Annotated in this window: 20 protein-coding genes; 10 read left to right on the forward strand and 10 right to left on the reverse strand. The window is 72.8% G+C overall.

Features of this window, described 5'->3' with window-relative positions:
* Window positions 1-20: 20 nt before the first annotated feature.
* Window positions 21-1,244, forward strand: coding sequence for a hypothetical protein (locus tag AB0C03_RS15420; RefSeq protein WP_210866378.1), 1,224 nt, complete (start codon window positions 21-23; stop codon window positions 1,242-1,244).
* A gap of 108 nt (window positions 1,245-1,352) precedes the next feature.
* On the opposite strand, the gene AB0C03_RS15425 is transcribed toward AB0C03_RS15420, so the two are convergent.
* Both AB0C03_RS15425 and AB0C03_RS15430 read right to left on the reverse strand, forming a co-directional pair.
* Window positions 1,353-1,976, reverse strand: a complete 624-nt coding sequence (locus AB0C03_RS15425) for a phosphatase PAP2 family protein (RefSeq protein WP_357637240.1) — start codon at window positions 1,974-1,976, stop codon at window positions 1,353-1,355.
* A gap of 65 nt (window positions 1,977-2,041) precedes the next feature.
* The gene (locus AB0C03_RS15430) at window positions 2,042-2,938 is read right to left on the reverse strand and encodes a hypothetical protein (protein WP_357637243.1); all 897 of its coding nucleotides are present in this window, start codon (window positions 2,936-2,938) and stop codon (window positions 2,042-2,044) included.
* A 571-nt stretch (window positions 2,939-3,509) separates the two neighbouring features.
* Here AB0C03_RS15430 and pdhA point away from each other — a divergent pair.
* The 6 genes from pdhA to AB0C03_RS15460 all read left to right on the forward strand — a co-directional run bounded on the left by pdhA (window position 3,510) and on the right by AB0C03_RS15460 (window position 12,488).
* Window positions 3,510-4,685, forward strand: a complete 1,176-nt coding sequence (gene pdhA / locus AB0C03_RS15435) for a pyruvate dehydrogenase (acetyl-transferring) E1 component subunit alpha (protein WP_030332072.1) — start codon at window positions 3,510-3,512, stop codon at window positions 4,683-4,685.
* A complete protein-coding gene (locus tag AB0C03_RS15440) occupies window positions 4,685-5,674 on the forward strand; it encodes an alpha-ketoacid dehydrogenase subunit beta (RefSeq protein ID WP_030332070.1) in 990 nt (329 codons plus the stop codon). The genes pdhA and AB0C03_RS15440 overlap by 1 nt, the downstream gene beginning before the upstream one ends.
* Window positions 5,675-5,679: 5 nt before the next feature.
* Window positions 5,680-7,125, forward strand: a complete 1,446-nt coding sequence (locus AB0C03_RS15445) for a dihydrolipoamide acetyltransferase family protein (protein WP_030332068.1) — start codon at window positions 5,680-5,682, stop codon at window positions 7,123-7,125.
* Window positions 7,126-7,343: 218 nt separating this feature from the next.
* The gene (locus tag AB0C03_RS15450; protein ID WP_165435866.1) at window positions 7,344-7,481 is read left to right on the forward strand and encodes a hypothetical protein; all 138 of its coding nucleotides are present in this window, start codon (window positions 7,344-7,346) and stop codon (window positions 7,479-7,481) included.
* A gap of 344 nt (window positions 7,482-7,825) precedes the next feature.
* Window positions 7,826-10,528 (forward strand): LppU/SCO3897 family protein, encoded by a 2,703-nt coding sequence (locus tag AB0C03_RS15455; protein WP_357637247.1) that lies wholly within the window; start codon window positions 7,826-7,828, stop codon window positions 10,526-10,528.
* A gap of 127 nt (window positions 10,529-10,655) precedes the next feature.
* On the forward strand, window positions 10,656-12,488 hold the full coding sequence (locus AB0C03_RS15460) for an NHL domain-containing thioredoxin family protein (RefSeq protein ID WP_030332064.1): 1,833 nt from the start codon (window positions 10,656-10,658) through the stop codon (window positions 12,486-12,488).
* Between the two features lie 34 nt (window positions 12,489-12,522).
* On the opposite strand, the gene AB0C03_RS15465 is transcribed toward AB0C03_RS15460, so the two are convergent.
* Genes AB0C03_RS15465 through AB0C03_RS15475 form a run of 3 tightly spaced genes read right to left on the reverse strand, consistent with a single transcriptional unit; the run spans window position 12,523 to window position 14,871 of the window.
* On the reverse strand, window positions 12,523-13,272 hold the full coding sequence (locus tag AB0C03_RS15465) for a LamB/YcsF family protein (protein WP_357637251.1): 750 nt from the start codon (window positions 13,270-13,272) through the stop codon (window positions 12,523-12,525).
* Window positions 13,256-14,218, reverse strand: a complete 963-nt coding sequence (locus tag AB0C03_RS15470; RefSeq protein ID WP_387220798.1) for a 5-oxoprolinase subunit C family protein — start codon at window positions 14,216-14,218, stop codon at window positions 13,256-13,258. The genes AB0C03_RS15465 and AB0C03_RS15470 overlap by 17 nt, the downstream gene beginning before the upstream one ends.
* Complete coding sequence (locus tag AB0C03_RS15475; RefSeq protein WP_357637257.1) at window positions 14,116-14,871, reverse strand: 5-oxoprolinase subunit B family protein; 756 nt, start codon at window positions 14,869-14,871, stop codon at window positions 14,116-14,118. Before AB0C03_RS15475 ends, AB0C03_RS15470 begins: the two co-directional genes overlap by 103 nt.
* Before the next feature lie 107 nt (window positions 14,872-14,978).
* Here AB0C03_RS15475 and trhA point away from each other — a divergent pair, with 107 nt between their 5' ends.
* Window positions 14,979-15,656 carry a PAQR family membrane homeostasis protein TrhA gene (gene trhA, locus AB0C03_RS15480; RefSeq protein WP_285792516.1) on the forward strand — a complete coding sequence of 226 codons (678 nt, stop codon included), beginning with the start codon at window positions 14,979-14,981 and terminating at the stop codon, window positions 15,654-15,656.
* Between the two features lie 151 nt (window positions 15,657-15,807).
* Here the strand turns inward: trhA and AB0C03_RS15485 are convergent, their stop codons facing one another.
* Complete coding sequence (locus tag AB0C03_RS15485; protein ID WP_210861318.1) at window positions 15,808-16,095, reverse strand: DUF6458 family protein; 288 nt, start codon at window positions 16,093-16,095, stop codon at window positions 15,808-15,810.
* 112 nt (window positions 16,096-16,207) lie between these two features.
* Between AB0C03_RS15485 and AB0C03_RS15490 the strand changes: the two genes are divergently transcribed.
* The gene (locus AB0C03_RS15490; protein WP_030332054.1) at window positions 16,208-16,747 is read left to right on the forward strand and encodes a SixA phosphatase family protein; all 540 of its coding nucleotides are present in this window, start codon (window positions 16,208-16,210) and stop codon (window positions 16,745-16,747) included.
* Window positions 16,748-16,804: 57 nt separating this feature from the next.
* Here AB0C03_RS15490 and AB0C03_RS15495 read toward each other — a convergent pair whose 3' ends face one another.
* The 4 genes from AB0C03_RS15495 to AB0C03_RS15510 form a co-directional block, all read right to left on the reverse strand.
* Window positions 16,805-17,074 carry a DUF6458 family protein gene (locus AB0C03_RS15495; RefSeq protein ID WP_030332052.1) on the reverse strand — a complete coding sequence of 90 codons (270 nt, stop codon included), beginning with the start codon at window positions 17,072-17,074 and terminating at the stop codon, window positions 16,805-16,807.
* Window positions 17,075-17,286: 212 nt separating this feature from the next.
* A complete protein-coding gene (locus AB0C03_RS15500) occupies window positions 17,287-19,143 on the reverse strand; it encodes an acyl-CoA dehydrogenase (protein ID WP_030332050.1) in 1,857 nt (618 codons plus the stop codon).
* Between the two features lie 128 nt (window positions 19,144-19,271).
* Window positions 19,272-20,396: a PP2C family protein-serine/threonine phosphatase gene (locus AB0C03_RS15505; protein WP_030332047.1), complete on the reverse strand. Its 1,125-nt coding sequence runs from the start codon at window positions 20,394-20,396 to the stop codon at window positions 19,272-19,274.
* 104 nt (window positions 20,397-20,500) lie between these two features.
* A complete protein-coding gene (locus AB0C03_RS15510; RefSeq protein WP_357637262.1) occupies window positions 20,501-21,133 on the reverse strand; it encodes a septal ring lytic transglycosylase RlpA family protein in 633 nt (210 codons plus the stop codon).
* A gap of 187 nt (window positions 21,134-21,320) precedes the next feature.
* Between AB0C03_RS15510 and AB0C03_RS15515 the strand changes: the two genes are divergently transcribed.
* On the forward strand, window positions 21,321-21,872 hold the full coding sequence (locus tag AB0C03_RS15515; RefSeq protein ID WP_030332043.1) for a phosphoribosyltransferase family protein: 552 nt from the start codon (window positions 21,321-21,323) through the stop codon (window positions 21,870-21,872).
* Window positions 21,873-21,905: the final 33 nt, after the last annotated feature.

Raw genomic sequence — 21,905 nt, forward strand, 5'->3', positions numbered from 1 at the left:
CAGCGGCGTAGGGTCGGAGCATGGCCACGCCTCAGACCCCCTACGACGCGGTGCTGCACGCCGCACGCGACGTGACCAAGCTGGAGTCCGCCCTCGACGCCGAGATGCTGGGCAGCGCCCTGCTCGGCAGTGTCTACGCGATCGCGGAGACCGACCGCGACGCCGCCGTACGGGAGTTCGTCACCGGCTTCCTCGCCGCCACCAGCCGCCGCCGGGTCGCGGCGGCGACCACCATCCGGCAGGTGTTCGCCACGCTCGTCCCCACCGCCGAGGGCACCGAGCGGGTCCGTCCGGGCAGCCAGGCGCCCAACTGGACAGCGCAACTGGGCCGGGTGCACCTCACCGGCAGCTGGGCGTACGGCGACGTGTACGGCGATCAGACCTCCTACCTGGCGACCTTCGCCTACGACGACGAGTCCGGCGGCTCGGAGCACGCGCTGGTGGCCCTGGTGGACCACAACATCGGCATCACCAAGGACATCTTCGTGGGCGGGCCGGCCGAACGGATCCTGGACCAGGTCCGGCAGATGTGCGCCGACGACGAGTTGACCTGGTTCCGTACCGAAGATCCGGCCCGGCTCCGGGGCGAGGTGGCGCGTCATCTGGCGGTCACCGACGACCTGGGCGAGTTGCCCGGTGAGGGCTCGCTCGCCACCGACCGGGCGTTGGTCGGTGCCCGGCTGGCGATGCTGCCCACCGCGGCCGGTCCGACCGGCCCGGCGGAGGTCGAGCCGCTCTCCGCTGCCGAGCGCACGGACCTGGTCCGGCGGTTCCTCGCCGCGCCGGAAGCCGTCCGGTTCGGGCTGGACGCCGTCGACGGCCCCGAGTTGGCCTCCCTGCACTTCTGCCTGAGCCTGCTGCTGGACCACTCGGCGAGCTTCCCGGACGCCGATCCGATGCGCTGGAGCCCGGCGGTGTCCGGGCTCTTCCTGCTCGACTGGGTGCACCGCCGGGCCGTGCTGGACATGGACGACGCGGCGATGCTGCCCCGGGTGCTGCGGGCCTGGGCGCGGTACGCGTCGCGCCAGCGCGGGCTGCCCGAGGCGGCGGTGACGCGCACCGACGAGGCGATCGAGGAGATGGTGCCGGAGTTCGCCCGGCTCTACTCGACAGGTGAGCGGCGCAGCCCGGCCACCGCGGCGGTGGCGCAGCTGATGGCCGACGGGGTGGACCCGGACGATCCGGCCGCGTTGGACGCCTGGATCGAGGCGAACCGGCACCGGCTCGCCGACGACGGCGCCTGACCGTGTCCCGGGGGTGGGTGGCTCCGCGCCGCCCGCCCTCGCGGCGGCCCGCGACCCCTCCCCGGTCACTGAGCGGCGCGCGACCCGCCTCGGTCGCTGGGTGGCGGGTCAGCGCAACGGGCCGAAGACCACAGCGGCGATCAGCGCGCCGAGCACACCACCGGCCAGCACCTGCGGCACCGTGTGGTCGCGCAGCCGTACCCGGGACCAGCCGACCACCGCCAGCAGCGGTGCGGCCGCGACCAGCTGCGTCCCGAAGGTCAACATCAGGATGACCAGCGTGCCGGCGGCCACCGCCGAGTGGATCGACATCTTCCACCAGTGGCTGACCGACACGGCGACGACGAGGCCGACCAGCCCGGCCACCGCCAGCGCCAGCACCGGGCGGGGCGCGCCGAGCACGGCGAGCAGGGCGAGCCCTGCGGCGACCGAGCCGAGGCCGACGAGCAGCGGCGCGCGGCGCTGCTCCCGGCGGCCGACGTGGTGGTCGGTGAGCCGGCCACGGCGTACCCCGCCGACGATGTAGGCGAACGGAATGCCGGTGACGAAGAGCGTGGCGAGCAGCCCCCAGACGAGACCCTGACCGGGGCGGTTCGCGCTGTGCCAGCTCACCGTGAGCATCAGCAGCGACACGAGCACCGCCGGTGCGGTCACCTCGGTGACCAGCCGGGCGATCCACAGCCCTGGGCCGGGTCGGGTGGTGACCGGGCGGAGTTCCGCACCGCCGCCCACGCCACCCCCTCCGGTACGCGCCTGTTGCCGATCAGCACCGACGCCGGACGGGCCGAGCCTGATCGTCACCGTACCGTCGGCGAAGCCAGGGGGTGTGTCGGTCCGGGCAGCGGAGCCGGACTGACGTGGGGGGTCGGGGCGACGGCCGACGGCGACGGGTTCGCCGGGCCCGGCCGGCGGGTCGGTACCGCGGGTGGCGTGGGGGTGGGGGCCGGCACGGACCGGGTGCTGGTCGGCACGGCGGTCGCGGTCGCGTCGTCGGTCGGCGTGGGTGTCGGGTCCGGCGTCGGGTCCACCGTCAGTGTCGGGGTCGGATCGGGGTCGGCCGAGCCGGTCGGGCCAGGGTCGGTGGGGTCCGGGTCGGGCGGATCGGTGGGATCGGTTGGGTCGGTGGTGGGCTCGGTCGGGTCCGGGTCCGGCGGATCGGTGGAGTCGGTGGGGTCCGGGTCCGGCGGGTCGGTCGGGTCGGGGTCGTGGGGCGGCGGAGCGACGGGCGGGGGTACGGGCGGCGAGGTGCCTCGCGTGGGTTTCGGCGCGACGGGCGGAGCGCTGGTGCGCAGGGCCGGCCCGGGATCGGCGGCGGCGGGTCCGTGCGCTGGAGGTCGTGGGGCGGCGGTCAGCCAGCCGCTGGTCGGGCCGACGCTGGGCGTGCCGAGCGGCGGAGGCGGCGGTTGGCTGGCCATCGGCAGCGGGATCACCACCGGCCCGACGGAAGGGGTCGGGATGAACGGGGTGCTGCTGTCCGGCAGGGCGGTGCTGCCCGGGGTGGCCGAGCCCGCGCTGATCGCGGCGAGGATGGGCATCGACGCGGTGCCGGCCAGCAGCGCGACGGTGAGCAGGTAACCGCGGGTGGGGCCACCGGCGCTGGGGGCACGGTGAACGCCGACCACCCCGCGATAGCCGCCGGCCGACCGGTGCCGACCAAGTGCTGGTGCGCCGGGACCGTCACCTGGCTCGTACACCGCACACTCCTTGTCGTCGGGTCGTCGGGTCGTCGGGTCGTCGGGTCGTCGGGTCGTCGGGTCGTCGGGTCCTTGGCGGGCGTGGACGGAAACCGTCGGGTCAAACCCGACAATTCACCCGATCGGCGCGATCCTGCGGGAATCAGCCTCGCGCAGTCACCCTCCGTCAGCCAACCTCCACCGCGTGTCGACACGCGGTGCTGGCCGAACGGTGACGATTCATGCCGCAACGCCTGGGAGACGCGGGCCGTCATGATGGCGACAAACGGCGTCAAAGCAGGGTCGGTCGGAATGCGGGGGCAGGCGTACTGTGGGCGCGCTCACCTGCTCTGCGAATATGGAGCACGACGGCAACGCAGCCGTGACCTCCGCGCACCCTCGCGGCAGGCGCGGCCCGGCGCCGGCGCTCCCCGATCCGGGTTCGGCCAGAACCCGGTTCACGCCGTGCGGCAACCCCCACCGGGGCTAGGCGCGGCCGCCAGGAACCGGTCCGGCAGCAGCCGGGCAGGCGCACGAGTTGCGTGGCCGGGTGACCCCCCGGTGCCGACGCAGACACGACAGGGAGAGACCGATGGCAAAGGGCGACCCCGGGGGCACCACCCGCAGCAGGCGGGCCGCACCCCGCTCCAGGAAGGGCACGGCCGGCGACCCCGCGCTGGTGCAGCTACTCACCCCCGACGGCGAGCGGATCGACAGCGCCACCGGGCCGGACGGCACCGAGTACCGCGTCGACTTCACCGACGAGGAGTACCGCGGGCTCTACCGTGACCTGGTGCTGGTCCGGAAGCTGGACGCCGAGGCGACCGCTCTCCAGCGCCAGGGCGAGCTGGGCCTCTGGGCCAGCCTGCTCGGCCAGGAGGCCGCCCAGGTCGGCTCCGGGCGGGCGCTGCGTGCCCAGGACATGGCCTTCCCGACCTACCGGGAGCACGGCGTCCTCTACTGCCGGGGCATCGACCCGATCATGCCGCTCGGCCTGTTCCGCGGCGTCGACCAGGGCGGCTGGGACCCGAACGAGTTCAAGTTCAACATGTACACGATCGTCATCGGCGCGCAGACCCTGCACGCCACCGGCTACGCGATGGGCATCACCATCGACGGCAAGACCGGCACCGACGACGGCGAGGCTGCGATCGCCTACTTCGGCGACGGCGCCACCAGCCAGGGCGACGTGAACGAGGCGTTCGTCTGGGCCAGCGTGTTCAACGCGCCGCTGGTCTTCTTCTGCCAGAACAACCAGTACGCGATCTCCGAGCCGCTGGAGCGGCAGACCCGGGTCCCGCTCTACCAGCGGGCCGCCGGCTTCGGCTTCCCCGGCGTACGGGTGGACGGCAACGACGTGCTGGCCTCGTACGCGGTCACCCGCACCGCGCTGGACAACGCGCGGCTCGGGCAGGGGCCGAGCCTCATCGAGGCGTACACCTACCGGATGGGCGCGCACACCACCTCCGACGACCCGACCCGCTACCGGATCGCCAGCGAGGTCGAGGCGTGGCAGGCCAAGGACCCGATCGCCCGGGTCAAGGCCTTCCTGGAGAAGCAGCAGATCGCCGACGCCGGCTTCTTCGCCGAGGTCGACGAGCAGGCCCGCCGCGAGTCGGTGCACCTGCGCGAGCGGGTGCTCGAGATGCCGAACCCGGAGCCGGTGACGATGTTCGATCACGTCTACCCCAACGGGTCTCCGCTGCTCGACGAGCAGCGCGCGCAGTTCAGCCGCTACATGGAGTCGTTCGAGGGGAGCGCCCACTGATGGCCACGGAGACGCTCACCATCGGCAAGGCCCTCAACACGGGTCTGCGCCGCGCCCTGGAGAACGACAGCAAGGTCATCATCATGGGCGAGGACGTCGGCAAGCTCGGCGGCGTCTTCCGGATCACCGACGGGCTCCAGAAGGACTTCGGTGACCAGCGGGTCATCGACACCCCGTTGGCCGAGTCCGGCATCATCGGCACCGCCGTCGGTCTGGCCATCCGCGGCTACCGGCCGGTCTGCGAGATCCAGTTCGACGGCTTCGTCTACCCCGCGTACGACCAGATCGTGTCGCAGGTGGCGAAGATGCACTACCGCTCGGGCGGCAAGCTCAACATCCCGATGGTCATCCGGATCCCGTTCGGTGGCGGCATCGGCGCGGTCGAGCACCACTCCGAGTCGCCGGAGGCGTACTTCGCGCACACCGCCGGCCTGAAGGTGGTGACCTGCGCCAACCCGCAGGACGCGTACGTGATGATCCAGCAGGCCATCGCCTCGGACGACCCGATCGTCTTCCTGGAGCCCAAGCGGCGCTACTGGGAGAAGGGCCAGGTCGACCTGGACGCGCCGCTGTCCGACGCGTACCCCCTGCACTCCGCCCGGGTGGTGCGGCCCGGCACCGACGCCACCGTGCTGGCCTACGGCCCGATGGTGCGGACCTGCCTGGACGCGGCGACCGCCGCCGCCGAGGACGGCCGTGAGCTGGAGGTCATCGACCTGCGCTCACTCTCGCCGCTGGACCTACGGGCGGCGTACGAGTCGGTGAAGCGCACCGGCCGTGCGGTAGTGGTGCACGAGGCGCCGTCCAACATCGGCCTCGGCGCCGAGTTGGCCGCGCGGATCACCGAGGAGTGCTTCTACTCCCTGGAGTCGCCGGTGCTGCGGGTGACCGGCTTCGACACCCCCTACCCGGCCGCCCGGGTGGAGGAGGAGTACCTGCCCGACCTCGACCGGGTGCTCGACGCCGTCGACCGCACCTTCGGCTGGTGAGCGGCATGTCCCGGATCAAGACGTTCAACCTGCCCGACCTGGGCGAGGGGTTGACCGAGGGCGAGATCCTGGCCTGGTTGGTCAAGGTCGGCGACACCATCGAGCTGAACCAGCCGATCGTCGAGGTGGAGACCGCGAAGGCGGCGGTGGAGATCCCGGCGAAGTGGGCCGGGCAGGTGCAGGCGATCCACCACCCGGAGGGCAGCACTGTCGAGGTCGGTACGCCGATCATCGCGATCGACACCGACCCGGGGGCCGGCCCGCTGGAGACGCCGTCGACCACTGCCACGCCCAGCGGTGACCTGCCCACCCCGTCGGCGGCTTCGCTGGCGGCGGTGGAGGTGGCACCGGCCGAGGGCATGGTCGAGCCCGGTCTGATCGGCGGTGCGGCCCCTGGTGGTCGCACGGCGGTGCTGGTCGGCTACGGCCCGCGTACCACCGCCGCGAAGCGCCGCCCCCGCAAGGGCGCGGTTCCCGCGCAGGCCGTGGCCGCTCCCGCACCGGCTGCGCCGACTGCACCACCGGTGGTGGCTCCGGCCCGCAACGGGCAGGCCGCGCTGACCGGTGGTGGCGTGCTCGCCAAGCCGCCGGTGCGCAAGCTCGCCAAGGACCTCGGGGTCGACCTCGGCACGTTGACCGGGTCCGGGCCGCTCGGCTCGATCACCCGGGAGGACGTGCAGCGGGCGGCGAACGGTGCGACCACCGTCGTTGCCGAGCCGATCGCGGCGACCACCGCGCCCAGCTTCGGCGCCGACCGGGAGCAGCGCATCCCGGTCAAGGGGGTTCGCAAACTGACCGCCGAGAACATGTCCCGCTCGGCGTTCACCGCCCCGCACGTGACGGAGTTCCTGACCGTCGACGTGACCCGGGCGATGAAGGCGCTGGACCGGCTGCGCGGCCGGCGGGAGTGGCGCGACGTACGGGTCTCGCCGCTGCTGCTGGTGGCGAAGGCGGTGCTGCTCGCTGTGCAACGGCACCCGATGGTCAACTCGACCTGGGCGGGCGACGAGATCGTGGTCAAGGAGTACGTCAACCTCGGCATCGCGGCAGCCACCGAGCGCGGTCTGATCGTGCCGAACGTCAAGGACGCCGGCCGACTCTCGCTGCGGGAGTTGGCGGACGCGCTGACCGATCTGGTGCAGACGGCGAAGTCCGGCCGTACCTCGCCGGCGGCCATGTCCGGCGGCACCCTGACCATCACCAACGTCGGCGTGTTCGGGGTGGACACCGGCACACCGATCCTGCCGCCGGGTGAGTCCGCGATCCTGGCGTTCGGCGCGGTGCGGGAGATGCCCTGGGTGCACAAGGGCAAGGTCAAGGTTCGCCAGGTCACCACGTTGGGGTTGAGCTTCGATCACCGGATCATCGACGGTGAGCTGGGTTCGAAGTTCCTGCGGGACGTCGGCGACTTCCTCACTGATCCGGAGGCGGCGCTGCTCGCCTGGACCTGATCGTTCGCGTCACCAGCCACGGCCGGTGTGCCACGGGTTAACGCCCGGCACACCGGCCGTGTCCGTTGGGCGACGGAACCGTCGGCCAGGAGCCCCGTTGACCTTTGATTGTTAGGCAGGTGTCTCAGCTCACCTAATAATCGATGGAATTTTACCGGCTTCTGCTGTTGAATAGATGCATCAGGGGCTGACAACCGAATAGCTAGGGGGACCCACCAATGAGCATGATCGAGCGAATCCGCAACCACCGCGACGCCACCCGCCGCGCCCGTGCCATCGAGCACGCGCTGCGCTCGGCGAACTCGCCGGCGGTCCGCGAGGAGATCCTCGTCATCGCCCAGCGTCACATGAGCTGACGCTCCACGACATTCCTCACCTCCTCCAGATCGATGGCCCACCCGGCCCACCGGGTGGGCCATCGGCGTTCAGCCGCCACCCACCACCGGGATTCCGCCCTGCCGCAGCGCCCGGTACGGTGGGCTTCGGTCGCCGCCCGCCGACCCGGCAGAGGCCGAGCCGACAGAAGCTGCTCGACACCAACCGGCCACGGTGAGTGACGGCCAGTGCTCCTTGGACGTGTCGTGCCACCACCCGATACCGTGCGGGGAGCCGGCACAGCGGTACGCCGGTGACGCCGGCAGCCACGCCGAGGAGACCGATCGGCACCGGCGAGCCGACATGTGATGGAGGAGGCGCACCCATGACGTCCGAGGGCCCGCACCGTTCCGGCCAAGAGCCGGACGAGGTGTCACCGGGCGCCGGCGGACCGGCGCCGTACGGCGACCGCCCGGCGCAGCCGGACAACGGCCAGAACGCCGCCGGCCCCGACCTGGGCTGGGCACCCCCGCCCCCGACACGGCCCAACCCGTCGGCGCCGGCATGGGCGACCCAGCCCGAGCAGCCACCGGCCCCCGCCTGGGGTGCCGCCGCTGCTCCACAGTCCAACGACCCGGCACAGCCCGCCTGGGCCGCTGGCGGTGGCGGGAGCGAACCGCCGCAGCAGCAGCCCGGTGCGTGGCCCGGCAACGACGGTGCCCCGGCTCCGGCGCAGCCCGACCCCTGGGCGGCGCAGCAGCAGGGTTGGACGCCCGCCGAGCAGAGCTCGCCCGCGCCGACCTGGACCCCGAGCGCCCCCGCCGAGCAACCGGACTGGGTGCAGGTCCAGCCGGCCGCGCGGGGCGCCGCACAGGTTCCGCCGGCCACCGCCGCCTGGCCCGCCCAGGAGGACCCGGCCGCCGGCTGGGGTGGCGCGGCGCAGCAGACCAACCCGCCCGCCGCCGACTGGCGCGGGGCCGAGTCCACCCAGTCCGACGCACCGCAGTCCGCCGCCTGGCCCGGCGGCGCTCAGCAGGAACAGGCCACCGGCAACGGCGGCTGGCCCGCTGGCGGCGCCCGGGACGACCAGCCGGTGTGGACGCCGGCCGAGCAGTCGCCACCGGCCTGGGGCCAGCCCGCCGAAGCAACCGAGCAGCCCGCCCCCGGCTGGGGTCAGGCCGCCCAGCCGAACGCGGCCCGTGGCGCCGCCCAGGTCCCGGCCCCGACGACGACCTGGCCCGCCCAGGACGACCCGGCCAACTCCGGCGGGTGGGCCGCGCAGCAGCAGGCGCAGCCCGCAGCGTGGAACGACGGCAACGACGCGCGGCAGGACCAGCCCGCGCAGCCGACCCCCGGGCAGCCGGCCGCCTGGGGCGGTGCCGAGAGCCGCCCGCAACAGCCCGACTGGGTGCTGTCCCAGCCCGAGCAGCCGACCGAGCGGCCGGAGCAGGCAGCGTGGACCCCGCCGGAGCCGAGCAACCTGCCCGCCCGGGCCAGCGCCAGCGTGCCCACCAGCGGCGGCGCACCCAACTGGGCCGCCAGCCCGGACAACGCCGCGCAGGGCAACTCCGGCGCTGTGGCGGAGGTCGAACCGTGGGCGCCCGGTGAGGTGTGGGGCCGCGCGGAGGCCGAGGCTTCCGCCCAGGCCCGTGGCGGCTGGGAGGCGGACCGGGCCGACGAGGCACCGGCCTACCAGCCCGGTCCCGCACCGGGCATCTCACCGGCGAACGCGGTGCCGCTGCCTCCGCAGGAGCAGCGCGTGCCGGGCGCCAGCCTGGCTGCCGCCCCACCGGCCGACTACGCGCCCCAGGCCCAGTTCGCGCCGATCCCCGAGCAGCCCGCCTACGCCGAGCGGGAGACCCCGGACGCCGCCGCGCAGTACGGTGGCCGCCCCGAGGACTCCGCCGCGAGCGCCGCGGTGGTGCCCGCCCCGCGTACCTCACCGGAGTCCGGAGCGGGCCGTGCGGCGGTACCGGTGTCGGACGCCGAGTCGGCAGCCGGCGCGGCGGCCCGGGCCACGGCGAGCGCTTCGGTGCCGCTGGCCAGCCGGGTGATGCCCCCGACCGACCAGGCGATCCGACCGACCGGCACCGCCGCACCGCAACCCCGGGTGTACGGTCGCCCGGCTCGACCGGAGCCGGAGGCCGAGCCCGAGCCGGAGGCGTTCCAGGGCAACCCGGGCGGCGACCGTCAGGGTGCCCCGGAGTGGCAGAACGACGCGCCGCAGCAGGCCACGCCCGACTGGCAGAACGAGGGCCAGCGGCAGATCGCGCCCGACTGGCAGCACGACGCGCAACGGCAGGCGGGGTCCGGCTGGGGTGGCGACTCCCCGGCCGAGCCGCGCTTCGACGACCGGCAGCCCGCACCGAACCCGTTCAACGAGGCCCCGTCGGCGCCGCCGGCGTTCCCGCCCGGTGTGCCGTCCTTCGTCGACGCCCCGGGTAACAACAGGCCGGTGAACGGCGTTCGGCCGCACGCCGGTGCCGACCAGCCGGCGGACCAGTTCGGCGGCCCCGGCTCGCCGTCCGCCGGCACCGTGAACGGGACGTCGACCTTCGGTGCGCCGACCTTCGGTGGCCCCGGTTCCGGCGGGCCCGGCTTCGGCGCGCCGGCGGCCGAACCGGTGTCGGGCAGCGGCTTCCCGCCGTCGTTCCCGCCGCCGGCGCAGTCCGCGCCGTCCTGGGGCCAGGAGGCCAGCCCGACGGACCAGGGCCGGTTCGACGCGTTCAAGCCGGACGCCGACGAGCCGAAGGTGGAAGCACCGGCGCCGAAGGTGCGCAACGGCCGGGTGCTGGCCGCGGTGCTGATCGCCGCGGTGCTCATCCTGGCGGTGCCGCTCGGTCTGCTGCTGCTGCTCGGCAAGGTCGGCGGGGACGACGCGCCGGCCTTCGACCCGGCGGTCGGCACCTGCGTGAAGCAGTCCGGCGAGGGCGGCGCCTCGGCGGCGGACTGTGGCGAGGCGGGTGCGTTCACGATCGTCTCGAAGGTGGACGCCAAGGAGAAGTGCACCGACACGACGCAGCCCCACGTGGTGCTGCCGGGTGACGGCAGCAACCGGGTGCTCTGCCTGAAGCCGGCCGCAAAGTAGCTGCACCGACGGCGGGGTCACGGGCAACCGTGGCCCCGCCGTCGTCGTACCCGCAGGTGGTGTCGGTGACCACCAAATCTCGCCCCCTCCGGCCGGGTGCGGGCCGATGGTCAGGCACGATGGGTGCATGAGCGCACGAGTACGGGCTCCCGAACTGCGCGGTCGGGGCTGGCTGAACACCGGTGGACGCGACCTCAAGCTCGCCGACCTTCGCGGCAAGATCGTCATCGCGGATTTTTGGACGTTCTGCTGTATCAACTGCCTGCACGTGCTCGACGAGCTGCGCCCGCTGGAGGAGAAGTACGGCGACGTGCTCGTCGTGATCGGCGTGCACTCGCCGAAGTTCGAGCACGAGAAGGACGCCGACGCGCTCGCCGCCGCCGTGGAGCGGTACGGGGTGCACCACCCCGTCCTCGACGATCCTGAGCTGGACATGTGGCAGCAGTACGCGGCCCGGGCCTGGCCGACCCTGTCGGTGATCGACCCCGAGGGTTACGTGGTGGCCACCATGGCCGGCGAGGGGCACGCCGAAGGGCTCGCCCGGCTGATCGACGAGTTGGTCGCCACCCACGAGGCCAAGGGCACCCTGCACCGGGGGGACGGCCCGTACGTCCCGCCGCCGGCACCGGAGACCGCGCTGCGCTTCCCGGGTAAGGCGACGCTGCTGCCGAACGGCAACCTGCTGGTCTCGGACTCGGCCCGGCACTCGGTGGTCGAGGTCGAGCCGGACGGTGAGACGCCGGTGCGGCGGATCGGCTCGGGTGAGCGGGGTCGGGCGGACGGGCCGGCGGCCACCGCGACGTTCTCCGAGCCGCAGGGCGTGTGCCTGCTGCCCACGCATGTCGCCGAGGTGGCCGGTTACGACCTGGTGGTGGCCGACACCGTCAACCACCTGCTGCGCGGCGTACGGCTGGAGTCCGGCGAGGTGGTCACGGTGGCCGGCAGCGGCCGGCAGTGGCGCGCCGAGGTCGACGACCACGCCCACGACGCGCTCGCCGTCGACCTCTCCTCACCGTGGGATCTGGCCTGGTACGACGACAAGCTGATCATCGCGATGGCCGGTATCCACCAGCTGTGGTGGTTCGACCCGATCAAGCGGACCGCCGGCATGTACGCCGGCACCACAGTGGAGGCGCTGCGCGACGGCCCGCTGGCCGAGGCGTGGATGGCCCAGCCGTCGGGGCTCTCCGTCTCGGTCGACGGCACCCGGCTCTGGGTGGCTGACAGCGAGAGCAGTGCGATCCGGTACGTGGAGAACGGCGTGCTGGGCACCGCCGTCGGGCAGGGCCTGTTCGATTTCGGGCACGTGGACGGTCCGGCGGAGTCGGCGCTGCTGCAACACCCGCTGGGCGTGTGCGCGCTGCCGGACGGCTCGGTGCTGATCGCTGACACGTACAACGGCGCGGTGCGCCGCTTCGACCCGGACAGCAACCAGGTCTCCACCGTGGCGGACGGGTTGGCGGAGCCGAGCGACCTGGTGCTCACCCCGTCCGGTGAGGTGCTGGTGGTGGAGTCGGCCGCGCACCGGTTGACCCGGCTCGCGCCGGGTGCCCTGTCGGCGGCGGGGGCCAGCACGGTGGACGGCCCCCGGCACCGCACCGAGCGCAAGCCGACTGATCTCGCGGCCGGCGAGGTCACCCTGGACATCGTCTTCACCCCGGCGCCGGGGCAGAAGTTGGACGAGACGTACGGGCCGTCGACGCGGTTGGTGGTGTCGGCGTCCCCGCCGGAGCTGCTGGTGGAGGGTGCCGGGACGGGCACCGAGCTGTCCCGTCGGCTGGTGCTCAACGGCGAGGTCACCGCTGGCGTGCTTCAGGTGACGGCTCAGGCGGCGACCTGTGACGCGGACGTGGAGCACGCGGCGTGCCACCTGACCCGGCAGGACTGGGGCGTACCGGTCCGGGTGGTCGACGGTGCCGTGACGCGGCTGCCACTGGTGCTCCGCGGTCTGGACGCCTGACCTGGTCGGAGGGGCCCGCGCGGGGCCCCTCCCGTTAGGCGAACGGGGCGAGCGTGATGTCGGCGTCGATCAGGGTGGCGCGGACGAGTTCGGCTGCGGAGACCGCACCCGGGGTGTCGCCGTGCACGCAGATCGAGTCGACCGAGCAGGGGATGACGGTGCCGTCGACAGCCACCACGCTGCGGTGCGTGGCCATCCGCACCGCCCGTTCGGCGACCTGCTCGGGGTCGGTGATCACCGCGCCCGGGGTGCCGCGCGGCACCAGCGCCCCGTTGGGCAGGTAGGCGCGGTCGGCGAAGGCCTCGGCCACCACCGGCAGACCGGCACCGACGGCGAGTTGGGCGAGGGTCGACCCGGGCAGGCAGAGCACCGGCAGCTCGGGGTCGTAGCCGGTGACCGCCGCGACCACCGCCGCCGCCTGGGATTCGTCGGTGCTGGCCGCGTGGTAGAGCGCGCCGTGCGGCTTGAGGTAGCGGACCCGGGTGCGGAACAGCCGGCAGAACGCGTCCAGCGCCCCGAGCTGGTAGGTCACCTCGTCGCGGAGCTCGGCGAAGTCGTACGCGATGTGCCGCCGGCCGAAGCCGGCCAGGTCGCGGTAGCCGACCTGCGCGCCCACCGCCACCCCACGGTGCGCGGCGCCCTCGCAGACCCGCCGCATGGTGGACGGGTCGCCGCCGTGGAAGCCGCAGGCGACGTTGGCGGAGGTCACCAGGTCCAGCAGCGCGTTGTCGTCGCCGAGTCGCCAGATGCCGAATCCCTCGCCCAGGTCAGCGTTGAGGTCCATGGAATCTGACGGTAGTACCTGGCCGTGCCTGCGCGAGCGCTGTCACGTTGGTGACCACCCCGATGACGGGGTATCCGCCGGTGGTCGGATGGTCCGCGAGGAAGATCAGGGGTTGTCCGTCCGCCGGCACCTGTACCGCGCCGAGCACGATGCCCTCGCTGGGGAGTTCGCCGGCGACCGCGCGGGGCAGCGGCGCGCCGGCGAGGCGCGCGCCGACCCGGTTGCTCACCGGGCTGACGGTGTACGCGCTGCCGAAGAGCCGGTCGAACGCAGTCGGCGTGAACCAGTCCTCGCGGGGGCCGGGGCCGAGCGTCAGGTGCAGCTCCGGCTCGGGGTGGGCGCAGCTGGTCGAGTCGACCGGCGCGGGTGCGGCGACCGGTTCGCCCAGTGGCAGCCGGTCGCCGTCCCGCAGCGCAGGTGGGCCGAGCCCGGAGAGGGTGTCGGTGGCCCGGCTGCCGAGCACCGGTGGCACGTCGATGCCGCCCGCGACCGCCAGCCAGCTCCGTACGCCCCGTCGGGCGGGGCCGATCCGCAGCACCGTGCCGGCCGGCACGCTGAGCGGGCGTCCGGTGTCACCGGGCCGAGCACCCGCCTGGACCGGGACCTCGGCACCGGTGACCGCGACAGTGGTGGCCCGGGTCAGCCGCACTGTGCAGCCGGTCAGGGTGATCTCCAGGCCGGCCGCGTGCTCCGGGTTGCCGACCAGCCGGTTGGCCAGCCGCAGGGCGGCCGGGTCGAGGGCGCCGGAGCGGGGTACGCCCAGGTGCGCCCAGCCGGGCCGGCCGAGGTCCTGCACTGTGGTGAGCGCGCCGGCGCGGAGCACCTCGATGGCGCCCGGGTGGGTCACGCCGCCACCATCCGGACGGTGGTGCCCGGGTTGAGGCGGGCCGGCGGATCGGCGGCGACGTCGAACAGCACCAGGTCGGTCCGGCCGACCAGCTGCCAGCCGCCGGGCGACGCGCCCGGATAGATGCCGGCGTACGGGCCGGCCAGCGCGACCGAGCCGGCCGGGACCCGGGGTCGGGGCGTGGCCAGCCGGGGCAGCGCCAACTCGGCGGGCAGCCCGGTCAGGTAGGGAAAGCCGGGGGCGAAGCCGCAGAACGCGACCCGGAACCTGGTGCTGGTGATCCGCTGCCGCACCGCTGACACGTCCACCCCCCAGTGGTCGGCCACCGCCGGCAGGTCCGGCCCGTCGAAGGAGACGGGCACGACCACGTCCGCCGCGTCGGCGTCGGGGTTGGCGGCGGCGCTGGCGTCGGCGTCGGCGTCGGCGTCGGCGTTGGCGTCGGCGCTGGCGTCGGCGTTGGCGTCGGCGTTGGCGTTGTGGCCTGCGGCTCTGGTGTGCTCGGGGCCGGTGGCCGCGGCGGCGACGGCGGACGCCCATCGGGTCAGCTGCCGGGCGGTGGCGGTCGGGTCGGGCAGGCCGTCGAGCAGCACGGTCCGGGCCGCCGGCACGATCTCGACGGCGATCAGGTCGCCCCGTTCCCGACGCCGCCACAGTTCGCTGCGCCACGCTTCGACGAGCGCGGCCTCGGGGACGTCGGTGGGCGTGGTGCAGTCGAGGAGCAGGGCGTGCGCCCCGACCGGTCGGATCCGCATCCGCTCATCCTCGCCGATGTGCCGCCGATCCGGTGTTCACGATGATGGTGCCCGGTGTCACCAACGCCACTACTTACAAGTAACCTACGGTGTCGTAACCTGGCTAGGTGACCACCTCCGCCCCGCTTCGCCTGAAGCCGGTCGACATCGGTAAGCCTCGGATGCGCGGCTGGCTCCACACGTACGCCTTCTTCGTCGCCGTGGTCTGCGGCATCGTGCTCTGCTCGATCGCCGCCACCAGGCCGGGATGGGCGCCACTGGTGAGCTGCCTCATCTACAGCCTGACGGTCTGCGGACTCTTCGGCACGAGCGCGTTGTACCACCGTCGGGTGTGGTCGGAGCGCGGCTACCAGCTGATGCGCCGGATGGACCACTCGATGATCTTCGTGTTCATCGCCGGCACGTACACACCGCTCTGCGTGATGCTGCTCGCGCCCCGGCCTGCCACGGTGATGCTGGCCCTGGTCTGGGGTGGCGCGCTGGCCGGTGTGGCGGTCAAGGTGGTCTGGCCGCACGCCCCGCGCTGGGTGTCCGCGCCGCTCTACCTGGCGCTGGGCTGGGTGGCGGTGGCCATGCTGCCGGAGATCCTGCACGGCGGCGGCGTCGCGGCACTGGTGCTGCTGATCGTCGGCGGCGCGATCTACAGCGTAGGGGCGGTCTTCTACGCGTTGCGCCGGCCCAATCCGTGGCCGACCGTCTTCGGCCACCACGAGTTTTTTCACGCCTGCACGCTGCTGGCGGCGCTCTGTCACCACATCGCCATCTACTTCGCGCTTTTCGCCTGACCCGAACTCCGGGATCGGCGGCTCCCCGGGATCGGGCACCGCATCCCACCTCACGATCCGCGGGGGCGCGCGGGGCGCGGCTCCGGGGCCGGGGCCGAACGCGAGCCGGGGCCCCGCGACGCTGCGGGACCCCGGAGTGTGTGAGCGAGGATCAGACCGGTCGGCCCGGCCTACGCACCTCGCGATACTCCTGCACGACCTGGTCGTTCTGGACCGGAACGACCCGGTCGGCCACCACGCGCTCCTCGCGCACCGGCGCGGCGACCACCGTGCGGCGGCGGCTGCTCCAGAAGTAGAGGGTGACGAGCAGACCGGCGACGCCGGCCAGCATCAGCACCCAGCCGACCACTGACAGGTCAAGCCAACCCAGGTCGGCCTCCACTGCGAACGCGAAGATCGCGCCTATCGCGATCAAGAAGATGCTGCCACCAATGCCCATGTCTCGCTCCTCGGCTCGAACCTGGCGTACCTCGCGCCGCGGCCGTCGGTAGGGGTGCGGCATCCATCGACTTACCCCGGCACGGAGATCGCCAATCGGGCAAGCTGGGACCATGACGGACGCCGACCCCGACACACGGACACTGGTGTTGCTGCGGCACGCGAAGGCCGAGCAGGGCAACGACGCGGCGGACGACGCCGAACGGCCACTGAGCGCCCGCGGGACCGCCGACGCGGCCGCGGCGGGGGCCTGGTTGGCGCACCACGGGCTGCTGCCCGACGTGGTGATCTGCTCGACGGCCCGCCGCACCCGGCAGACCTGGCACGGCGTGGCGATGGGGATGACCGGTTCCCCGCCGGAGGGTGGCCCGACCGGTCCCCGCCCGACCGTCCGTTATGAGCCGGGCGCGTACGACGCGCACCCCGAGGAGTTGTTGTCGCTGGTCCGCACGGTGGACCCGGCGGCCCGCACGGCACTGCTCATTGCCCACAATCCAGGCATCTCGCTGCTCTCGGCGCTCTTCGACCCCGAGGGTGTCGACGACGGGGGGTTGCGCACCGCCGAGTTGGCGGTACACCGCTGCCCGGTCGGCTGGTCGCAGTGGAGCAGGGCGGGAGCGCCGCTCACGGCCCGCCACACCGCACGCGACTGAGCCACCCGCCGGCAGTCGACGGGTGGCTCAGCGGTACGCGTCCAGCCTGGGTGGGGATCAGGACGGCGGCGCGGTCGGTGGCGGCGGGTCCGGCGGTGGCGGCATCATCGCCGTCGGATGAGACAGCCGGTTCTCCTCCACGATGAGGGTTCGGGCCCGCTTGCGCCGGTCCTGCCAGAACCAGAGCGTGGTCAGCAGGACGGCCAGCCCAGCCAGGATGAACACCCAGCCGACCGCGCGTACGTCGATCCACCAGACGTTGGCTCTCAGCGCGAAGGTCAGGATCGCGCCGATCGCGATGAGAAAAATGCCGCTACCTACACCCATGTGCGCTGCACTCCCCCGTGCGGTGGCTCTGGGCGTTCCCTTTCGAGGTCACGCGACGGTTACCCGCCACGCCACCGGCATACCCGACCGGGCTCGCCGAATACGTGCCCGACGCGGGGTGGGACGGCGACGGCCGGCGAGGCAGACAGCCCCGCCGGCCGTTGCGGCGTCGGGTGGTGCGACCCGAAACCGTCAGACGTGCCGTGGCACGCTCAGAAGGCCTCCTCCGGGAGGTCCATGATGTCGAGGTCCGTGCCCTCGATGATCCGCCGGTCGGCACCGATGCGGGGCAGCACCTCACGGGCGAAGAAGCGGGAAGCGGCCACCTTGCCGGTGTAGAACGCCTTGTCACTGGCGGAAACCTCGCCGGCCAGCGCCTTCAGCGCCACGTCGGCCTGCCGCTGCAGCAGCCAACCGACCACCAGGTCGCCGATCGCCAGCAGGAACCGCCGGCTGCTCAGCCCGACCTTGTAGAGGGCGCGGGTGTCGCCGCCCTGCGCCTCGCCCAGCCAGCCCGTCATCACACCGAGGATGTTCTGCACCTCGGCGAGCGCCTTGCCGAGCGCCTGCCGCTCGTCCTTGAGCTGACCGTTGCCCGCCTCGGAGGAGATGAACTCCTGGATCTCGCCGGCCACCGCCATCAGCGCCTTGCCGTTGTCCCGCACGATCTTGCGGAAGATCAGGTCCAGGCTCTGGATGGCGGTGGTGCCCTCGTACAAGGTGTCGATCTTGGCGTCCCGGACGTACTGCTCCAGCGGGTAGTCCTGCAGGAAGCCGGAGCCGCCGAAGGTCTGCAGGGCCTCGTGCCCGAGCAGCTCGTACGCCCGCTCCGAACCAACGCCCTTGACCAGCGGCAGCAGCAGGTCGTTGACCCGCTTCGCCAGCTTGGTGGCCTTCTCGTCGCCGGCCGCCTCGGCGATCGCGACCTTGTCCTGCCAGGTGGCGGTGTAGAGGACCAGGGCGCGCAGACCCTCGGCGTACGACTTCTGCATCAACAGCGAGCGGCGCACGTCCGGGTGGTGGGTGATGGTGACGCGGGGCGCGGTCTTGTCCGCCTGCTGGATCAGGTCGGCGCCCTGCACCCGGTTCTTCGCGTACTCCAGGGCGTTGAGGTAGCCGGTGGAGAGGGTGGCGATGGCCTTGGTGCCGACCAGCATCCGGGCGTACTCGATGATCATGAACATCTGCCGGATGCCGTCGTGCTTGTCGCCCAGCAGCCAGCCCTTGGCCGGTACGCCGTGCTCGCCGAAGGTCAGCTCGCAGGTGTTGGAGACCTTCAGGCCCATCTTGTGCTCGACGTTGGTGGCGTAGACGCCGTTGCGCTCGCCCAGCTCGCCGGTGGTCTCGTCGAAGTGGAACTTCGGCACCACGAAGAGCGACAGGCCCTTGGTGCCGGGGCCACCGACCCCCTCCACGCCCACCGGGCGGGCCAGCACGTAGTGCACGATGTTGTCGGTGAGGTCGTGCTCACCGGAGGTGATGAAGCGCTTCACGCCCTCGATGTGCCACGAGCCGTCCGGCTGCTGGATGGCGCGGGCGCGGCCGGCGCCGACGTCCGAGCCGGCGTCCGGCTCGGTGAGCACCATTGTGGAGCCCCACTGCTTGTCGATGAAGAGCTTGGCCCACCGCTTCTGCTGCTCGGTGCCCTCGACCTCCAGCACGTGCGCGAAGGACGGACCCGAGGCGTACATCCAGATGGGGGCGTTCGAGCCGAGCACCAGCTCGGCGAGGGCCCACCAGAGGGCGCGCGGCGCAGTGGTGCCACCCAGGTGCGGCGGCAGGTCCAGGCGCCAGAACTCGGAGTCCATGAACGCCTGGTACGACTTCTTGAAGGACTCCGGCAGCGGCGCGGTGTGCGTGGCCGGGTCGAAGACCGGCGGGTTGCGGTCACTGTCCGTGTAGCTGGCGGCCAGATCCTCGCGGGCGAGGCGGTCCAGCTCGGCGAGGAAGGTGCGGGCCGTGTCGGCGTCGAGTTCCGAGTACGGTGCCTGGCCGAACGCCCGGTCCGCCCCGAAGACCTCGAACAGGTTGAACTCGAGATCCCGCAGGTTGCTCTTGTAGTGGGTCATGCTCGCTGGCCCCGCTTCCGGACAGGTGTTACCGATCAGTAACCCAGACTGTATTACTCGCGGGTAGGCAGCGACAAGCGGATCACCCAAGTGACGGCGATTACACACCTGCGGTGCCGCCGGCCGACTCAGCTCTCGGCGGCGCCGACCTCCCAGCTCGGGACGGCCACGGCCGCGCTGGTACGAGCACCCACGTACTCCATCAGGACCAGCGCGATGTCGTCGTCGAGCCGGCCGTGGACCCACTCGACCAGGGCGGTCTCCAGCGACGCCAGCCCGTCGGCGACAGTGCCATGGCCGAGCAGCCGCCAGGCCCGGTCGGCGGTGGGGAAGAACTCGCCGTCCCGCCGCGCCTCGCCGAGACCGTCGGTGAACAACAGCAGCCTGTCCCCGGGCTCCAGGCGTTCGACCCGGGGGCGGACCACCGGCATGAACCCGAGCGGAGGCGCCGGGGCCGGCGGTTCCAGCGGGATCACCGCGCCCCGACGCAGCAGCAGCGGCGGCGGATGCCCGCAGTTGACGATCGTCAGGGTGCCGCCCCGCTCCTCGACCAGTGCCGCCGTGACGAAGTCCTCGTCCCCGACGTTGCGGGCCACCGCCCGGTCCAGGTCGGCGACGACGGCCCGCAGGTCGGCCCGCTCGTACGCCACGTGCCGGTAGGAACCGAGGACGATGCTGGCCAGCCGGACCGCGTCCAGGCCCTTGCCTCGCACGTCACCGATGATCATGCGTACGCCGTAGGGGGTGTCGATCGCCTCGTACAGGTCGCCGCCGATCTCGGCCGTCGCGGTGGAGGAGATGTAACGCCCCGCTACCGAGAGCGTGCCGACCTGCGGCCCGAGCGGGCGCAACACCGCCTGCTGGGCCACCGAGGCGAGTTTGGTCAGCTCGACGATCCGCTCGGCCTGCCGCTGGCGAACCCAGGCCACCGCCACTGCCAACGCGGTGACGAGCGCGACCGCGACAACGTTGACCGAGGTGTCCAACGAAACCTTCGGCGCGACCAGCGCGAAGCCGACGCTGACCAGAGTCGCCGCGACGCCCACCCCCAGGACCACCAGCCAGGACGCCAGGGCCGCGGCGAGCACCGGTGCGGCGGCCAGGAGCGCGACGTAGTGCACCTCCCGGCCGTCCGCCACCTCCACCGCCGACACGATCGCGAGCAGAACGAGGGCCGCGCCGAGGCCGGCGCGGGATCCGGGGCTCAGCGGGCGGCGGCCCGACTGGAGGAGTCGCGTGGGTACGACTGACAGTTTGCCTGATCCACGTGAACCGGTGAATGAACCTGACCCGTCGTCCGAGCAGGTTCTGTCCGGCCGGCCCAGTCGGCTGACCGAATCGGCGTCGTCCGCGCCGCTCAGCCGAGAACCTCGTAGCGGACGGTGAGCGCGCCCACGTCGACCGAGGCGATGGTGGCGAAGGCGGCCCGGGAGAGATCCAGGCAGCGGCCGTCGATGAACGGGCCGCGGTCGTTGATCCGCACCGTCACCGACTTGCCGTTGGCCGGGTTGGTCACCCGGACCTTGGTGTTGAACGGCAGTGTCTTGTGCGCGGCGGTCAGCGCGTCAGGGTTGAACGACTCGCCGTTGGCGGTGAGCTGCCCGTCGGAATAGAACGAGGCACCGCACGAACCGCTCTCCAGCACCTTCGCCGCGGCCGTGGTCTTCTTCGCGGTCGGCTTCGGCTTCGGCGACGTGGTGCGCTCCTTGCTCCGGGAGGCGGCCTGCTGCGACCGGGTCGCCGACGGGCTTGCGGTCGCGCTGGGCGAGGCGCTGGCGCTCGGGGAGACGCTTGGGGAGCTGGGGGTGAGGCTGCTCGCGGCGGTGGTCGGGGTGAGGTCGAGAGCAACCTGCCCCGACTGGTCGGAGCCGGAGGCCAGCTGCACGGCACCGACGGTGCCGCCGACCGCGAGGGCGACGCCGACCGCCGCGGTGGCCACGATGCCCGCCGGGGAGGAGAAGATGCGGGTACGGGAGTGCCTGCCTGCCACCGGCCCGGTCCTTTCGTCGTCTGAACAAACCGGGTCGGACCGTAACGAGAGAAGCACTTCCGAAGTCAACGTGATCATGGTGCTATGCCCGCATTTGCACAGGTACGTGTAGCCGATCATCCGATCCGGGGTGGGCCGGGCGGCCCGGGTGCGGCGGGACCCACCGTCCGTACCGCAGGATGAGCGGATGCCCTCCGAGCTGACCGAACGCCTGGCCGCCCTGTTCCGGTGGATCGACCCCGGCCCGGGCACCAGTCACCTGGTCAGCGACATCTCCGGTTGGTGGCGGGACCCGACGGTGCTGGCCGAACTGGGACCGGCCCTGGTCGCGCCCTACCGGGCCGCCCGGCCCACCGTGGTGCTCGCGCCGGCCGTCACCGGGCTGCTGCTGGGGCCGTTGGCCGCCACCGCCCTCGGGGTCGGCTTCGTGGCCGCACACAAACCCGGTGACGGACGGCTGCCGGCCGGACCGCTCACCTGGGCCCAGAGCCCACCGGACTACCGGGGCCGACGCGTCGACCTCGCCGTACGGGACCGACACCTCGGCCCCGACGACCGGGTGCTGGTGGTGGACGACTGGGTGCGCACCGGCGCGCAGCTACGCGCCCTCTACGACATCTGCGCCGCACGGGGCGCCGAGGTGCTGGGCACCGCCGTGGTGGCGGTGGACTGCCCGCCCGACGTCGCGGCCGACCTCCGGATCACCGGCCTGATCGCCGCCGCCGATCTGCCCGCTTGACCTCAAGCGAGGTTCAGCATTGACGATCGACTG

This window comes from Micromonospora parva, assembly GCF_040649675.1.
Classification (GTDB): domain Bacteria; phylum Actinomycetota; class Actinomycetes; order Mycobacteriales; family Micromonosporaceae; genus Micromonospora; species Micromonospora parva.

Coding starts and splice junctions, on each gene's coding strand:
- pdhA (WP_030332072.1), top strand. CDS start 3,510: ATGGCAAAGGGCGACCCCGGGGGCACCACCCGCAGCAGGCGGGCCGCA.
- AB0C03_RS15515 (WP_030332043.1), top strand. CDS start 21,321: ATGCCCTCCGAGCTGACCGAACGCCTGGCCGCCCTGTTCCGGTGGATC.
- AB0C03_RS15500 (WP_030332050.1), bottom strand. CDS start 19,143: ATGACCCACTACAAGAGCAACCTGCGGGATCTCGAGTTCAACCTGTTC.
- AB0C03_RS15460 (WP_030332064.1), top strand. CDS start 10,656: ATGAGCGCACGAGTACGGGCTCCCGAACTGCGCGGTCGGGGCTGGCTG.
- AB0C03_RS15450 (WP_165435866.1), top strand. CDS start 7,344: ATGAGCATGATCGAGCGAATCCGCAACCACCGCGACGCCACCCGCCGC.
- AB0C03_RS15485 (WP_210861318.1), bottom strand. CDS start 16,095: ATGGGCATTGGTGGCAGCATCTTCTTGATCGCGATAGGCGCGATCTTC.
- AB0C03_RS15475 (WP_357637257.1), bottom strand. CDS start 14,871: ATGCGGATCCGACCGGTCGGGGCGCACGCCCTGCTCCTCGACTGCACC.
- AB0C03_RS15490 (WP_030332054.1), top strand. CDS start 16,208: ATGACGGACGCCGACCCCGACACACGGACACTGGTGTTGCTGCGGCAC.
- AB0C03_RS15455 (WP_357637247.1), top strand. CDS start 7,826: ATGACGTCCGAGGGCCCGCACCGTTCCGGCCAAGAGCCGGACGAGGTG.
- AB0C03_RS15445 (WP_030332068.1), top strand. CDS start 5,680: ATGTCCCGGATCAAGACGTTCAACCTGCCCGACCTGGGCGAGGGGTTG.
- AB0C03_RS15495 (WP_030332052.1), bottom strand. CDS start 17,074: ATGGGTGTAGGTAGCGGCATTTTTCTCATCGCGATCGGCGCGATCCTG.
- AB0C03_RS15465 (WP_357637251.1), bottom strand. CDS start 13,272: ATGGACCTCAACGCTGACCTGGGCGAGGGATTCGGCATCTGGCGACTC.
- AB0C03_RS15440 (WP_030332070.1), top strand. CDS start 4,685: ATGGCCACGGAGACGCTCACCATCGGCAAGGCCCTCAACACGGGTCTG.
- AB0C03_RS15420 (WP_210866378.1), top strand. CDS start 21: ATGGCCACGCCTCAGACCCCCTACGACGCGGTGCTGCACGCCGCACGC.